A 15,722-nucleotide genomic window follows, 5' to 3' on the forward strand; every position below is an offset into this window, starting at 1 on the left:
AAGGCCATTTAACAATATATCTATGCTAATACATCGTTTTATATTTTTTTTATGCTGTTTATCATTGTTTGCATGTGTTAACAAACCAACGGAAAACAAAACGAATGATCATAAACTCTCCGACGATTCGCTACTGACCCTAATCCAAAAACAAACTTTTCAATATTTTTGGGAGGGTGCCGAGCCTACCTCTGGCCTAGCTCGGGAACGAATTCATATTGATGGTGAATATCCACAAAATGATCAGAACGTCATCACTATAGGCGGTAGTGGTTTTGGAATCATGACTCTTCTCGTAGGTATTGAAAATAGATACATCAGTGTCGCCGAAGGACAAGAAAGATTAGCACACATCGTAGAATATCTGGGGGAAATAGAAAGGTTTCATGGCGTATGGTCCCATTGGTATTTTGGTGATACGGGCAAACCGAAAGCATTCAGCCAAAATGATGATGGTGGCGACCTTGTCGAAACTGCTTTTATGGCGCAAGCATTAATCTGTGTAAGGGAATATTACAAAGATGGCACGCAGGATCAACAGCGGATTGCACAAAAAGCAGATCAACTATGGAAAGACATTAATTGGGATTTCTACCGTAATGGTAAGGATGTGCTATTTTGGCATTGGAGTCCAAAATATGCGTGGGGCATGAATCATGCTATACAGGGATATGATGAAGGGTTGATAACGTATATTCTTGCCGCTTCTTCTCCTACTCATCCTATTCCGGCATCGACCTACCACAAGGGATGGGCAAGGGATGGTCAAATATCGTCTACTATCAGCAAATACGAGATTCCTACCATATTGAAACACAATTCGAAAACCGGCGAGGTCGGTCCTCTTTTTTGGCAGCATTACTCCTACTTGGGGCTAAGTCCTAAAGGATTAAAAGACAAATATGCTAATTATTGGGATGCGGCAGTGAACCATACCAAAATCCATATTGAACATGCGAAGAAAAATCCGAAACAATATGTGGGATATGGAGCGGATAAAGGCTGGGGACTTACGGCTAGCTATTCGGTAAAAGGCTATAACGCGCACCACCCCGATAATGATCACGGCGTTATATCACCAACCGCCGCCCTTTCTTCTATTGCATATACACCGAAAGAAAGCATGTCCTTCGCACAGTACCTTTATCAGCACTTGGGCGACAAAGTTTGGGGGAAATATGGTTTCTATGACGCATATAGCGAGACCGAAAACTGGTTTCCGCAGCGATACCTAGCAATCGATCAAGGCCCTATCGTGGTGATGATAGAAAACTATCGATCTGGATTGATATGGAATTTGTTTATGAATGCCCCAGAGATACAGGCTGGATTAAAAAAACTGGATTTTGAGAGTCCGTATTTGAAGTAGTAATTACCTCGAAGCGCTTTAGAATATATTAATGATAACCGAGCTTGCCCGCCTCACAGCGAGCAAGAAAGCTCAAGTAGTACTTAGACAGATGAAAATCACAATTGCAGGATTGCTTATAAGCTTAGTTCAGCTTGGATCCATATATGCTCAGGATCGCAAGATGGATCATTTTATAACGAATTTAATGGGTAAGATGACCGTCGAAGAAAAGATTGGCCAGTTAAATCTGGTAACGGGTGGCGAGGCAGTGACCGGATCAGCCGTCTCGACAGGGGTCGAATCTAAAATCAAAGAAGGAAACATCGGCGGTATTTTCAGCATGTCTTCGCCAGCAAAAATTCGACAAGCGCAAGAACTCGCCGTGAAGCATTCCCGGCTGGGCATACCTATCATTTTTGGCATGGATGTGATTCATGGGTACAAGACCATGTTTCCAATTCCGCTGGGACTGGCGGCTACCTGGGATATGGAACTAATCCGTGAATCGGCGCGCATAGCAGCAGTAGAGGCTACAGCAGATGGTCTAAATTGGACCTTCTCTCCGATGGTTGATATTTCCCGGGATCCGCGTTGGGGACGAATTTCTGAAGGTAGTGGTGAGGATACCTATTTAAGTTCAAGAATAGCGACGGAGATGGTAAAGGGCTATCAAGGTGCTAATTTGGATGCACACAATACATTGATGGCCTGTGTAAAGCATTTCGCTTTATATGGTGCTGCCGAGGGTGGACGTGATTACCACACCACGGATATGAGTTTACATCGTATGTATAACGAATACCTGCCGCCCTATAAAGCGGCAATCGATGCTGGTGCAGGAACGGTCATGACTTCTTTCAATGACATCAATGGTGTGCCTGCTACGGCAAACAGGTGGTTAATGACAGATCTACTGAGAAAACAATGGGGATTTAAGGGGATGGTCGTCACGGATTACACCGCCATTAACGAGTTGATCGACCATGGCCTCGGCGATCTCCAAACCGTATCGGCTTTGTCTCTAAAGGCTGGCGTACATATGGATATGGTAGGTGAAGGATTCTTATCTACGTTAAAAAAGTCATTAGAAGAAGGAAAAGTAACGCGAGCTGAGATTGACGAAGCTTGTCGCTTGATACTCGAGGCTAAATATAAGTTAGGTCTTTTTGATGACCCCTTTCGCTATTGCAGCGATGAACGCGCAAAAAACAACATATTAACAAAAGATCATTTGGCCAAAGCACGTGAAGCCGCGGCAAAATCATTTGTATTGCTTAAAAATGACAACAATCTACTACCTTTAAAAAAGCAAGGAACTGTCGCTGTTATTGGTCCGCTTGCAAACAGTGGAGCGAATATGCCAGGAACGTGGAGTGTAAGCGCAGACTTAGCAAATACGCAATCGCTTGTAGACGGCATGAAAGATGCCTTGGGAAACAAGGTCAAGATTATGACCCATTTAGGAAGCAATCTAGTAGCAGATGCTGCTTATCAAGAGCGGGCTACCATGTTTGGCCGAACTATCCCACGGGATGAAAGACCCGAGCAGGAGATCATTAGCGAGGCTATCCGTGTAGCTGAGGATGCAGATGTTATCGTCGCGGCGCTGGGTGAAGGATCGGAGATGTCGGGTGAAAGTTCGAGTAGAACAGATTTGAATATCCCCGCTACTCAACGACGCTTGCTAGAAGCCTTATTAAAGACCGGTAAACCTGTTGTATTGGTACTTTTTACAGGGCGACCTTTAACATTAACTTGGGAAGATAAACATGTTCCGGCTATATTAAACGTGTGGTTTGGGGGAACAGAAACCGGCAAAGCTGTTGCTGATGTACTTTTCGGTGATATCACTCCCTCTGGAAAGCTACCGGCTACCTTTCCGCAGAACGTAGGACAAATCCCATTATATTATAGTGCTAAAAACACGGGACGTCCGCTCGCGGAGGGTGCCTGGTTTCAAAAGTTTCGTTCGAATTATCTGGATGTAACCAATGAACCGCTTTACCCATTCGGCTATGGTCTAAGTTATACAACATTCGAATATGGTGATATTAAATTGGACAAGAAGTCCATCGCTGCGGGACAACATATCCAAGCGGATATCACCGTTACCAATACCGGTAATTATGACGGCGAGGAAATCGTGCAATTATACATCAGGGATTTAGTTGGGTCGGTAACTCGCCCGGTAAAGGAGCTGAAGGCTTTTGAAAAAATATCGTTGAAGAAGGGAGAAAGTAGAACCGTCTCCTTCACAATATCAGAGGACGATCTAAAGTTTTATAATCAGGAACTTAAGTTTACGGCCGAGCCTGGGGATTTTACGCTATTCATCGGTCCAGATTCCAAAAACACCAAAGAGATTGATTTCAAACTCTTATAAATAGATAAAACGGGAGGCGCTAGGCCTCCCGTTCTATGTTGAATAAATGTATCTTATTTCTTCCCGCAGATTATAACGTGAGGCCATTACTTCACCATAGGCACCTGCCGTGCGAATAGCAATCAAATCACCTCTTTTGGATTCTGGAAGGGGAACCTCCTTACCAAAGCAGTCCGAACTCTCACAAATAGGCCCAACTACATCGTAATTGATTGTCTTTGCAGACGGATCGGAGCCTATTTTTTCAATTTTATGATATGCTTGATATAGAGCAGGACGCATCAATTCCGTCATTCCTGCATCTAATATCAGAAAGTGCTTTTTTGTTCCACTTTTGGTATACAAAACTTTGCTTACTAAACTTCCACATTGTGCTACCAAAGCGCGTCCCAATTCAAAATGTACCTCCTGTTGCCCGTTGCGGTCCAAAAATTTATCGAATACATCGAAGTAAGCTTCAAAATCGGGAATTGGATTTTCATCGGGAGCATGATAATCAACACCCAATCCGCCCCCTACATTAATTACTTTGATGTAGGTACCACGCTCCTCAAACCAATTTTTCCACTCATTTACCTTGACACACAGGCTCTTGAAGACGTTTAGATCTGTAATCTGAGATCCCACATGAAAATGTAATCCTACTAGATTCACATGCGCGCAAGACCTCAAAACAGAGGCAGCCTGCTCCAGCTCTGAATTTGGAACGCCGAATTTATTTTCGTCTAAACCCGTTGTGATGTAATGATGGGTATGTGCATCCACATTTGGATTAATGCGTAAAGACACATTTGCCTTTTCGCCCAGCTTAGCTGCGAGTTCGTCAATTACTTCAAGCTCTTGAATAGATTCTACATTGAATGCAAAGATTTGATGCTTAAGTGCACTTGTAATCTCCTTATCTGACTTACCTACTCCTGCAAAAGTAATCTTACTGGCTTCAAAACCCACATCAATGGATTTTTGAACCTCATTCCCACTTACACAGTCTGCGCCAAATCCCTTCGATCGAATGATAGATAAAATTCGATCATTGAAATTGGCCTTCAGGGCGTAGTGAATATGAAATTTACGCTTATCGGCAGCTTGCTTTGCCGCATCTAGGGTACGTTCTAATAATGCTAGATCGTAATAATAAAAAGGTGTCTCTACCCCTACTAATTTTTCTACTTGTTGATCGTTAAACAACATTCCTTCTTAAGCTTAAAATAATCTATTATGTAAAGAGCGCAACGCCTCCGTTTTGTGTTTCGAATCCAATAAAATAGAAACGTTATAATCGGATCCGCCGTAAGAAATCATTCGAACCGGCAGATGCTTCACGGCATCCAACACACGCGCGGCATATCCATGTGTATTCGCTCCGAAATCTCCTACTACACATACAATAGTCTGTCCTTCATCTACACCTACCTTACCGAAACTCTCAACTTCTTTTATAATCTCCAGTAAATTACTGGTATCGTCGATGGACAACGACACAGCAACTTCGGATGTCGTAATCATATCAATCGGGGTTTTATAACGTTCGAAAATTTCAAAGACCTTCCTCAAAAAGCCATAGGCCAATAGCATACGTGTGGAATGAATGTGTATCGCCGTTATTCCATCTTTTGCCGCAATTGCGCGAATAGAGCCTTTCTCGCCCCCATTTTTCGAAATCAACGTTCCTTTTGCCTGCGGATCCATGGTATTCAATAACCGTACTGGAACATTGTATTTTTGTGCAGGGAAAACACTTTGCGGATGTAATATCTTAGCACCAAAATAAGCTAATTCGGCGGCTTCATCAAAGCTCAGATTTGCAATGGGCTTTGTGTTGGTAACGACTCGTGGATCATTATTGTGCATGCCGTCAATATCTGTCCAGATTTGAACCTCATCTGCCCGAACAGCTGCCCCGATCAATGAGGCAGTATAATCTGAGCCACCTCGACGTAAATTGTCGATTTCACCGAATGAATTGCGACAGATATATCCTTGAGTAATAAATAGATTATTAGACGGATAATCTGCTAAAATAGCGCTTATTTTTTCACTAATATATTCCACAACCGGCTCGTTATCTTCATCAATTTTCATAAAATCCAATGCCGGTAATAAAACGGAAGGAACGCCAATTTCGGTAAGATGAAAATGCCATAAGGTGGTAGAAAGTAACTCACCTTGTGCTAAAATAATCTTCTCCTCAGTTGGTGTAAAAATATCATTGGATAAAGATGCGATATGGTTAAAATGAGAATCAATTAATTCCTGCCCTTTCTTTAACCCTTCTTCGGTACTAAAAAGTTCTTTAATTAATGCATTGTACTTATCTTTGTGCGTCTTGATTAATTGATTAGCATCGTCCTTCTTCCCATTTAGAAAAGCTTGACCAATTTCAACCAATGCATTTGTCGTACCCGACACCGCAGACAACACGACGATCTGGCGTTCAGAAGGATTTACTATATCCAATAACCCTTTGATACGCGCTGCACTTCCTACAGAAGTACCACCGAATTTTAGAATTTTCATATGTAATTATTATTCATTAATATTTATTTTTTGCACTGTATTCTCGCTGTTCGACTTTTAATGGTCATATGCCATGTTTATATCTGTTAGTCTCGCCAAAGGCAAGATGAGAACATTTCATCATTTAATATTTGTTTTTAAAGCCTGTGAATATACTTATTACAGGTGAATTATAACAAAAAAAGCGGCACAAATGCGTTAAAAGCTTTTGTGCCGCATATTATTTATGCGGAAAATCTACTTCTTTAGATTTTCAATCAAAAGAAGGGCTAATTCTTCTCCTATACGCTCTTGCGCTTCATTCGTAGCCGCACCGATGTGTGGTGTCAAAGATATTTTAGGATGGTTTAAAATCTCAGCTCTCGGTGTTGGTTCGTTATCAAAAACATCCAATGCCGCGAATGAAACTTTACCTGTGTTAAGGGCATTTACAAGTTCCAGCTCATCAATAACACCCCCACGTGACGCATTTACAAGCGCGACACCATCTTTAAGAATTTCGAATTCTTCTTTACCAATGACAGGTTTGTCCAAGAAAGGAACGTGCAAAGAGATGAAGTCGGCATTACGAAGTACTTCTTCCAATGCGACCTGTTTTACGGGCACATCTACCTGTATTCCACCTGAAAGTGTTAATGTAAGTGCCTGAGGTCCACCAAAGAGATCCGAATAAAGCACGTCCATGCCTAAGCCTAAAGCAATCTTAGCCGTTTCTCTTCCGATACGCCCGAAGCCTACTACTCCCAACGTTTTACCTTGAAGTTCGACACCTGCTCCATAGGCTTTCTTTAACCCGCCAAAATTTGTATTGCCCTCCACAGGCATTTTGCGGTTTGAATCGTATAAGAAACGTACACCATTTAGTAAATGTGCAAATACCAATTCCGCTACGGAATGCGAAGAAGCAGCTGGGGTATTTACAACAGCAATACCTTTTGATCGCGCATAATCGACGTCGATGTTATCCATACCTACACCACCGCGACCGATCACTTTAATATTGGGACAGACATCAATTAGCGCCTGTCTTAATTTTGTAGCACTACGCACGGTAACAGCATCATATTCATTTAGTCGAAACGGCAACTCATCTTGTGGAATGTGAACGGTATCCACCGCGAAACCTGCATCTTCTAATATTTTCTTTCCGATAGGATCAATCCCATCATTCGCTAAAATTCTCATATTCAAAAACTATTTGTGTTTTTCTTCAAATTCCCGCATTGTGTCTACCAATGCGTTAATAGATGTAATACTTAAAGCATTGTAAATAGACGCTCTAAAACCTCCCACCGAACGGTGACCTTTAATACCAATTAAATTACGCTCTTTGGCCAAAGCTAAAAAATCGCCCTCTAAATCCGAATTTTCCATTACAAAAGTGACATTCATACGAGATCTATCCTCTACCGCAGCAGTTCCTTTAAAAAATGGATTACGCTCGATCTCGTCGTATAATGTGCGGGCTTTAACAATATTTTCTTGTTCGATCACCGAGATACCGCCCTTAGCCTTTAGCCACCGAAGATTCAACATGGATACGTAAATAGAATACACTGGAGGAGTATTGTACATAGAACCTGCTTTGATATGCGGTTCGTAATCCAAAATAGAAGGTAAGCTACGGCCGCTTTTACCTAAAATTTCATCTTTGATGATGACCAATGTCACACCCGCCGGCCCCATATTTTTTTGCGCCCCAGCATAAATCAAGTCATAATCGGTTATATCTATCACGCGACTTAGTATATCTGAAGACATATCTACTACGGTAGGAACTGACGTAGTAGGTTTTTCAAAAACTTCTGTTCCGTAAATAGTGTTATTGGAGGTATAATGAAAATAGGCAGAATCAGCTGGGATTTCAAATCCTTTGGGAATATAATTATAGTTTTTATCACTTGAGGAAGCTACTATTTCTACTTGTCCTATTTTTTTAGCTTCTTTAGCCGCCTTTGTAGCCCACACACCTGTATCAAAGTAAGCAGCCTTACCGCCTTCGGGCAATAGGTTTAACGGAACCATTGCAAATTGTTGACTTGCACCACCTTGTAGAAATAATACAGAATAATTTTGAGGAACATTTAACAGTTCACGTACTAAACGCTCCGTTTCCACTACCACTTCCTCGAACTCTTTGGAACGATGAGATATTTCTAAAATTGACAATCCCGTATTATTAAAATCCAATACCGCTTGAGAAGCTTCTTGAAAAACTTCTTTAGGTAAAATACATGGACCCGCACCGAAATTATGTTTCATTTTTAAGTATTGTTTTAAGGTGAAATTTTGGTTGCAAATTTACACTTTATTTTATATTATTTTAAATGAATTCAAATTTTTATTATCAAATATTCAAATTTTACCACTTTTTTATAAAACATTGACACATAAGAAGAAGTCTTATCTTTTCGAATATTAAATTAATCACCCCGCTGTTCTCTCCAGACGATCGATAATTTCAGTTCCTTTTATAGCGAAATATTAATACCAAATTTTAAATATTTCATCTAAAAAAATCGTATCTTCGCATGCGAAGTGCCTAAATTAGGGCACTTCGTTTAGTTTTACAGAAACCAGGTAAATATGGCTGAAGAAACAGAAAATGAAAACAATTTAATGCCTGCTCACGACAGGATTGTTCAAATCAATATCGAAGATCAGATGAAAGCTGCTTACATCGATTATTCGATGTCAGTAATTGTTTCCCGGGCTCTTCCTGACGCAAGGGATGGCTTGAAACCAGTTCACCGGCGTGTTTTATACGGCATGTTAGATTTAGGTGTCACATCTGGGAAGTCTTATAAAAAGTCTGCTCGTATTGTAGGGGACGTATTAGGTAAATATCACCCACATGGCGATTCATCCGTTTATGATGCCATGGTGCGATTAGCGCAAAACTGGTCAATGCGTTATCCACTTGTCGATGGTCAAGGTAACTATGGATCTCTAGATGGTGACCCACCAGCAGCAATGCGTTATACTGAAGCCCGTCTCCGCAAAATTGCAGAAGAGATGTTGGCCGACATCAATAAAGATACGGTAGACTTTCAGCTTAACTTTGATGACTCCTTAGAAGAACCTACTGTATTACCGACACGTATTCCTACCCTATTAGTTAATGGAGCTTCTGGTATTGCTGTGGGTATGGCTACGAATATGGCCCCGCATAATTTAACAGAGGTCATCGAAGGAACGATCGCATATATAGAAAATCGCGAAATTGAGGTTGCTGAGTTAATGCAATTCGTGAAAGGTCCGGACTTCCCTACTGGCGGCTTGATTTATGGTCATCATGGTGTAAGGGAAGCTTTGGAAACAGGTAGAGGACGTATTGTAATGCGGGCAAAGGCTGAAATCGAAACCACAAAATCAGGTCGCGAAATCATTATCGTTACCGAAATTCCGTACCAGATCAACAAAGCTGATATGATCAAGCGTACAGTGGATTTGATCAACGAGAAGAAAATTGAAGGTATTTCAGAAATACGTGACGAATCTACACGGGATGTTCGGATAGTATACGAGATAAAACGTGATTCAAATGCAAATGTTGTTTTAAATAATTTATATAAACACACTTCATTACAGACTTCGTTCTCCGTGAACAACATTGCGCTTGTAAAAGGAAGGCCAATGTTAATGAATCTGAAAGATATGATTCATGAGTTCGTAGAGCATAGGCATGAAGTCGTAATTCGTCGTACAAAATATGAATTAGCTGAAGCGGAAAAACGTGCGCACATACTTGAAGGATATTTAATCGCACTAGATCATTTAGATGAAGTGATTAAGTTGATACGTAGTTCAGATACTCCGGAAGATGCACGTGTTGGCTTGATGGAACGGTTTGGATTAAGTGATATTCAAGCCCGTGCTATCTTAGATATGACGTTACGACGTCTTACGGGACTGGAACGTGACAAGATCAAAGAAGAGTATGCCGAGTTGATGAAAACTATCGAATATCTGAAGTCTGTATTGGCCGATGAAGGTTTACGTATGCAGATCATTAAAGACGAACTCGCTGAAATCAAAGAGAAATATGGTGACGAACGCCGTTCAGTAATCGTACACTCTGCCGAAGATATGACGATGGAAGATTTCGTAGATGATGAGGAAGTCGTGATCACCATATCGAACAACAGTTACGTAAAACGTACCCCATTATCGGAATACAAACGTCAGGGACGTGGCGGTAAGGGAGCAATTGGAACGAATACACGAGATGAAGATTTTACGGAACATATTATTACAGCCACTGCGCATAATTATATGTTGTTATTTACCGAATCAGGACGCTGTTTTTGGTTACGTGCATTCGAAATACCGGAAGGAAGCCGTACCTCACGAGGTAGAGCACTGCAGAATATCATCAATATTCCCAAAGAAGAAAAAATTAAGGCCTACATACTAGTGAAGAATCTCAAAGACCAAGATTACTTGGAAAATAATTTCATCATTATGTGTACAAAAAAAGGAACAATCAAAAAGACTTCTTTAGAAGCCTATTCCCGTCCAAGAGCAAATGGTATTAATGCAATTAATATCAATGAAGGAGATCAGTTGATCGAAGCATCTTTGACAAATGGCACCAGTGAAATTGTTATGGCTTTACGCTCAGGTCGTGCCATCAGATTTAATGAGTCAACGGTAAGACCCATGGGCAGAACAGCAACAGGTGTTCGCGGTATTACATTAGCTTCAGAAAAAGATGAGGTAGTTGGCATGATTAGTGTTGATAATTCTGAAGCAACGGTGTTAGTTGTATCTGAGAAAGGATATGGAAAACGTACTGATATAGACGATTATCGTGTTACAAACCGTGGTGGTAAAGGCGTAAAAACCATAAATGTGACCGATAAAACGGGCGAACTAGTCGCCATTAAAGGTGTCACAGATCAAGATGATTTGATGATCATCAACAAATCTGGTATCGTGATTCGTATTGGTGTAGAGACGTTAAGAGTTATGGGTAGAGCAACACAGGGTGTAAGATTGATTACGCTGAAAGACAGTGATGCAATCGCTTCGATCACCAAAGTAGCTCGCGAAGAAGAAGAGGAAGATATTCCGAATGATCTTGAAGATCAGGATTCAGAGAATACCGAATCTAACGATCAAAATAATGATAAAACTGAAGAATAATAAGATTATGAAAGCGTTTACAGCTTCACTATTATTTTTAACTATTAGCGGAACTGTTGAGGCTCAATCCAATTACAAGGAAAGCTCCAACAGTTTCGCCAAATATTCGAAAACAGGCGAATTACCTCACCTTGAAGGTGCTAAGAAGTTTATTGATGCAGCGTATAAGACGAAGCGCGACTCTTCCAATACAAGAGTAAATCTATTGCGCGCGATGATCTACAGTTCAATGGCTTACTCTGACTCCACACGTAAAATTAAAAATGACAAAGATCCAATAGAGATTGCAATGAATGCTTTATCACGAATAAAGCCTAAAGATTTAAACAATTTCCAAGGAGAAGTGGGTTATATAAAACAGAATCTCGCAGCATCTTATATTTATAAAGCAAATAAATCTATTGAAAGCAAAAAATTCGAGGATGCTTATTCTGATTTTCTACAAGTCGAAAAATTGGGATCAAAGGGGGAAGATGTGACCTATAACTTAGCACTATTAGCTAGCCAAACGAATAAAATAGATGAAGCAATATTCTATTACAAAAAGCTAATAGACAGTACGGACGCTGATGCTAGTAAATACTTAGAGCTAGCAAACCTCTATAACAAAAAGGGGGAAAGCCAACTGTATCTGAACACGTTGCAAACGGCTAGAACAAAATTTCTTGACAATAAGGATGTCCTTTTCCAGTTGGTGGAAGTGTATGCACAAAACAAATCATATGCTGCAATTGTTCCCATTATTGATGAGGCGTTAAAGTTTGATCCTGAAAATATCCAATTGAATTACTTAGCTGGTTTTGCAAATGAAAACGAACAAAATATTGAAGCTGCAAAAAAATATTATGCGAAAGTAATTTTATTGGACGACGGTAATTATGATGCTAATCTTGCATTGGGGCTAATTTACTTAAATGCATTCCTGAAAGATAAAAATAATCTTGAAGCACAGTATGATGCACAGAACTATCTATTAAAGGCAAACGAAATTAAACCCTATGCTGTAAATACACTCAAAGGGCTGGCATTATTTTATGAAGCAGCCGATGATGTTACACAGCTAGACAGAGTTAACATATTATTAAATCAACTTTCGAATAATTAATATTATATAGTCATGAATTATTTAAAAAAAGCAATAGTTCTTTCCGTATTGATCACAGCAGGAGCATCTACGGTTTATTCACAAAGTAGCAATTTAAAGAAAGCCGCTACTAATATTCAAAAATTTGAAGAATTAAAAGGCGCCGGAAGTGCTGAATTAGGTAAGGCGAATTTGACGACAGCAAAAGAAGCTATCGACGAAGCCAGTATACATGATAAAACAAAAGATTTAGCAGATACCTGGACTTACTATTCTTTGATATACGCCAATATTGCTTCTCTCGAAAAAAGTAGTGAGTCTGCCACAAAAGCAATTGAAGGGATCACAAAAGCAAAAGAATTAGATAAGGATAATAAAAATACAGCCAACATTGAGGTAGCAGGTCAAATTTTAGGTCAGTATAAATTTAATGAAGGTGTGGGAGCTTGGGAAAAACAAGACTTCAAATCTGCCTATACGTCTTTTAATGACGCGTTGACCTATTTACCAGGGGATACAACGTTGACCTATTATTCAGGATTAGCTGCTATACAAAATCAAGATTATAAAAATGGTATCGAAAAATACAAGCAGTTATTAGATAGAAAGGATTTTTCATCGCATAAACTGGTAGTGGTTGATTTACCCAAGTTATACTTATCTTTGGGAGATACTACCTCTGCCATTGAATATGCGGCTCAAGCAGCTCAAGCCTATCCAAATGATAACGATGCAGTAATTCAAAATATTGAATTAAATCTAATTGTAGGAAACGAGTCTAAAATTGTTTCCGAAATCGAAAACCAATTAACCAAAGATCCGCAAAACAAAAGTTTATATTATTATTTAGGTATCGCACATTCATCAGCTAATGATTCGCAAAAAGCTTTAGAAGCGTATCAAAAAGCTATCGAAATTGACCCAAATTATGCCGACGCAAATTTGAATGCAGGCGTAGTATTAATGAACTCTGTTCGTGAGGAATTACAGATCATTAACGATGATAAAACGTTAAATAATAATCAGTACAATGAAAAAATAAACGCGCTTAAAGAAAGGATTAAGCCAGCTGAAGAATACTTTACAAAAGTAGTTGATGCTGATCCAAAAAGTGAAAGTGCATTGAGAGGACTAAAAGGACTTTACGATTTCATACAAGATGAAGCTAAAGGTCAAGCTATTCAAGCTAAATTAGACGCCTTAAACTAAAAAAACAATTAAGCAATTAAGCGTATAAAAAGAGAAGGAGGTGCTTTTATGCACCTCCTTCTCTTTTTATGTGTTTGTTCACAGCACCAAAGTAATTTCACAACTCAATATAAATAGCCATATTTCCTTGAATATAGAAAGAGCTCTTTAACATTATACATACTATAAAGTTAGATTATGGAGAAATGTTTCATAAAGAGAGGATGGAGATTAAATGACGATAAAGAATTAATAAAAAAAATCCCAAATGTTAAGACATTTGGGATCAAAAAACGATTATTATAGAATACTTTCCTACTACATCACTACCAATAGATAGTGTACAAAGCTATCGTAATAAAAGTTACGATCAATGCTCCAGCAATAAAGCCGGGATGCATTCTAAACATTTTGACATCAATCTCAAGCCCTTTCGGAACCACTCCTCTCGCATTCTCAATTTTACTAATTATAACCATTCCAATAATGCAAATGACAAATACAAAGCCCATACGGTCTAAGAACGGAATTTCGTAAATACCACTAGCAGGGCTGAGAACAGCAAAATTCGATGAACTTAGAAAAGAAAGATCGATGTATCCTGGTAAAAATTTAAAAAAGATCGAAAATAAGAAACCACCAATAGTTGCAAATAATGCTGCATTAGATGTCGTTTTTTTCCAGAAGAATCCTAAAATAAACATCGCGAAAATACCGGGAGAAACAAATCCTGTATACTCCTGAATATATTGAAATCCACCTTTCTTGTCGATTCCTAAATGTGGTGCAATAATTACGGCTAAAATCATGGATACGATAATGGTAATTTTACCTACATTCACCAATTGTCTTTCCGAAGCATCTTTTTTGAATACTTTTTTGTAAACATCCAAAGAGAATATAGTTGCAATACTATTTGCTTTTCCAGCTAAGGAAGCTACTACCGCAGCCGTGAGAGCTGCAAAAGACAAGCCCTTCAAACCTGTAGGTAGCAGATTTAATAAAACTGGATATGCTCGATCTGGATTAGTTTCTCCTGCTTGAAGCATCTCTTGTTGGAATAACCCGTCTTTCCATAGCACATAAGCAGCAATACCTGGGAGTACGACAATGATAGGCATCAATAGCTTTAAGAATGCTGCAAACAAAATTCCATTACGGGCAGTTTTAAGATCCGCTCCTAAAGCTCTTTGCGTAATATACTGATTACATCCCCAATAATTCAGATTTACAATCCACATACCACCTACCAACACAGTCAAACCCGGCAAATCGAGATAATTCTCATTCTCGGGTTTTAGTATCATATGAAAATGCTCAGATGCTTTGTCCGTCATGATTTGGTATCCTTGTAGAATTCCACCTCCGCCGCCGAAATGGTCGGATACCAAACTCAATGCTAAATAGGTTGTAGCCAAGCCTCCTAAAATCAAAAAGAAAACTTGAATTACATCAGTATAACCAATTACTTTCATCCCACCCAACGTGATAATGATAGCAAAAACGGCAATAGCATACATACAGAACGTTAAGCTGATTCCAGAAATACTGCTCACCGCAAGGGCTCCCAAATACAGAATAGAGGTCAGATTCACTACAACGTACAACATTAACCAAAAAACAGCCATAATCATGGCAACTGTGCCATTATATCGCTGATTAAGAAATTGTGGCATCGTAAAAATCTTATTCTTCAGGTATACTGGAATAAAGAAAATAGCTACTACAATTAACGTAATTGCAGCCATCCATTCGTAAGTGGCTATGGCTAAGCCCATCTTAAATCCGGAACCACTCATACCGATAAATTGTTCGGCAGAAATGTTAGAGGCAATGAGAGACGCTCCGATTGCCCACCACGTTAATGACCCCTCGGCCAAAAAGTAATCTTTTGATTCTGTTCCTTCAGTCTTCACGTTTTTCTTATAGTAAACCCAAAGCCCATAGGAAGCAACGATCACAAAATAAATGAGGAACACAATGTAATCTTGTGTACTTAAATAATTATTCATCGGTTTATTCGATATTAGTTTAGGGTCTAAATGTAAGAA

At 39.4% G+C, this 15,722-nt stretch carries 10 protein-coding genes; 5 read left to right on the forward strand and 5 right to left on the reverse strand.

Features of this window, described 5'->3' with window-relative positions:
* Nucleotides 1-64: 64 nt before the first annotated feature.
* Complete coding sequence (locus FAZ15_RS17870) at nucleotides 65-1,369, forward strand: glucoamylase family protein (protein WP_238387305.1); 1,305 nt, start codon at nucleotides 65-67, stop codon at nucleotides 1,367-1,369.
* A 91-nt stretch (nucleotides 1,370-1,460) separates the two neighbouring features.
* Nucleotides 1,461-3,734, forward strand: coding sequence for a beta-glucosidase BglX (bglX, locus tag FAZ15_RS17875; RefSeq protein ID WP_136902682.1), 2,274 nt, complete (start codon nucleotides 1,461-1,463; stop codon nucleotides 3,732-3,734).
* A 33-nt stretch (nucleotides 3,735-3,767) separates the two neighbouring features.
* Here bglX and lysA read toward each other — a convergent pair whose 3' ends face one another.
* From lysA to serC, 4 genes are all read right to left on the reverse strand, one after another.
* A complete protein-coding gene (lysA, locus tag FAZ15_RS17880) occupies nucleotides 3,768-4,922 on the reverse strand; it encodes a diaminopimelate decarboxylase (RefSeq protein WP_394343818.1) in 1,155 nt (384 codons plus the stop codon).
* Nucleotides 4,923-4,937: 15 nt separating this feature from the next.
* The gene (locus tag FAZ15_RS17885; protein ID WP_136821015.1) at nucleotides 4,938-6,251 is read right to left on the reverse strand and encodes an aspartate kinase; all 1,314 of its coding nucleotides are present in this window, start codon (nucleotides 6,249-6,251) and stop codon (nucleotides 4,938-4,940) included.
* A gap of 237 nt (nucleotides 6,252-6,488) precedes the next feature.
* Nucleotides 6,489-7,436: a D-2-hydroxyacid dehydrogenase gene (locus FAZ15_RS17890; RefSeq protein ID WP_136902684.1), complete on the reverse strand. Its 948-nt coding sequence runs from the start codon at nucleotides 7,434-7,436 to the stop codon at nucleotides 6,489-6,491.
* A gap of 9 nt (nucleotides 7,437-7,445) precedes the next feature.
* Complete coding sequence (gene serC, locus FAZ15_RS17895) at nucleotides 7,446-8,513, reverse strand: 3-phosphoserine/phosphohydroxythreonine transaminase (protein ID WP_136902685.1); 1,068 nt, start codon at nucleotides 8,511-8,513, stop codon at nucleotides 7,446-7,448.
* 324 nt (nucleotides 8,514-8,837) lie between these two features.
* Between serC and gyrA the strand changes: the two genes are divergently transcribed.
* The 3 genes from gyrA to FAZ15_RS17910 are packed head-to-tail and all read left to right on the forward strand — an operon-like array spanning nucleotide 8,838 to nucleotide 13,692.
* Nucleotides 8,838-11,399 (forward strand): DNA gyrase subunit A, encoded by a 2,562-nt coding sequence (gene gyrA / locus FAZ15_RS17900; protein WP_136902686.1) that lies wholly within the window; start codon nucleotides 8,838-8,840, stop codon nucleotides 11,397-11,399.
* Between the two features lie 7 nt (nucleotides 11,400-11,406).
* On the forward strand, nucleotides 11,407-12,504 hold the full coding sequence (locus FAZ15_RS17905; RefSeq protein WP_136902687.1) for a tetratricopeptide repeat protein: 1,098 nt from the start codon (nucleotides 11,407-11,409) through the stop codon (nucleotides 12,502-12,504).
* 12 nt (nucleotides 12,505-12,516) lie between these two features.
* Nucleotides 12,517-13,692 carry a tetratricopeptide repeat protein gene (locus FAZ15_RS17910; protein ID WP_136902688.1) on the forward strand — a complete coding sequence of 392 codons (1,176 nt, stop codon included), beginning with the start codon at nucleotides 12,517-12,519 and terminating at the stop codon, nucleotides 13,690-13,692.
* Between the two features lie 305 nt (nucleotides 13,693-13,997).
* Here the strand turns inward: FAZ15_RS17910 and FAZ15_RS17915 are convergent, their stop codons facing one another.
* Nucleotides 13,998-15,683 (reverse strand): sodium/sugar symporter, encoded by a 1,686-nt coding sequence (locus FAZ15_RS17915; protein WP_136902689.1) that lies wholly within the window; start codon nucleotides 15,681-15,683, stop codon nucleotides 13,998-14,000.
* Between the last annotated feature and the right edge of the window lie 39 nt (nucleotides 15,684-15,722).

This window comes from Sphingobacterium olei (assembly GCF_005048855.1).
Lineage (GTDB): Bacteria > Bacteroidota > Bacteroidia > Sphingobacteriales > Sphingobacteriaceae > Sphingobacterium > Sphingobacterium olei.

Bases quoted from the DNA above. Each gene is read 5' to 3' on its own strand.
- FAZ15_RS17885 (WP_136821015.1), bottom strand. From the start codon at position 6,251: ATGAAAATTCTAAAATTCGGTGGTACTTCTGTAGGAAGTGCAGCGCGT.
- FAZ15_RS17890 (WP_136902684.1), bottom strand. From the start codon at position 7,436: ATGAGAATTTTAGCGAATGATGGGATTGATCCTATCGGAAAGAAAATA.
- FAZ15_RS17905 (WP_136902687.1), top strand. From the start codon at position 11,407: ATGAAAGCGTTTACAGCTTCACTATTATTTTTAACTATTAGCGGAACT.
- FAZ15_RS17910 (WP_136902688.1), top strand. From the start codon at position 12,517: ATGAATTATTTAAAAAAAGCAATAGTTCTTTCCGTATTGATCACAGCA.
- FAZ15_RS17915 (WP_136902689.1), bottom strand. From the start codon at position 15,683: ATGAATAATTATTTAAGTACACAAGATTACATTGTGTTCCTCATTTAT.
- bglX (WP_136902682.1), top strand. From the start codon at position 1,461: ATGAAAATCACAATTGCAGGATTGCTTATAAGCTTAGTTCAGCTTGGA.
- serC (WP_136902685.1), bottom strand. From the start codon at position 8,513: ATGAAACATAATTTCGGTGCGGGTCCATGTATTTTACCTAAAGAAGTT.
- gyrA (WP_136902686.1), top strand. From the start codon at position 8,838: ATGGCTGAAGAAACAGAAAATGAAAACAATTTAATGCCTGCTCACGAC.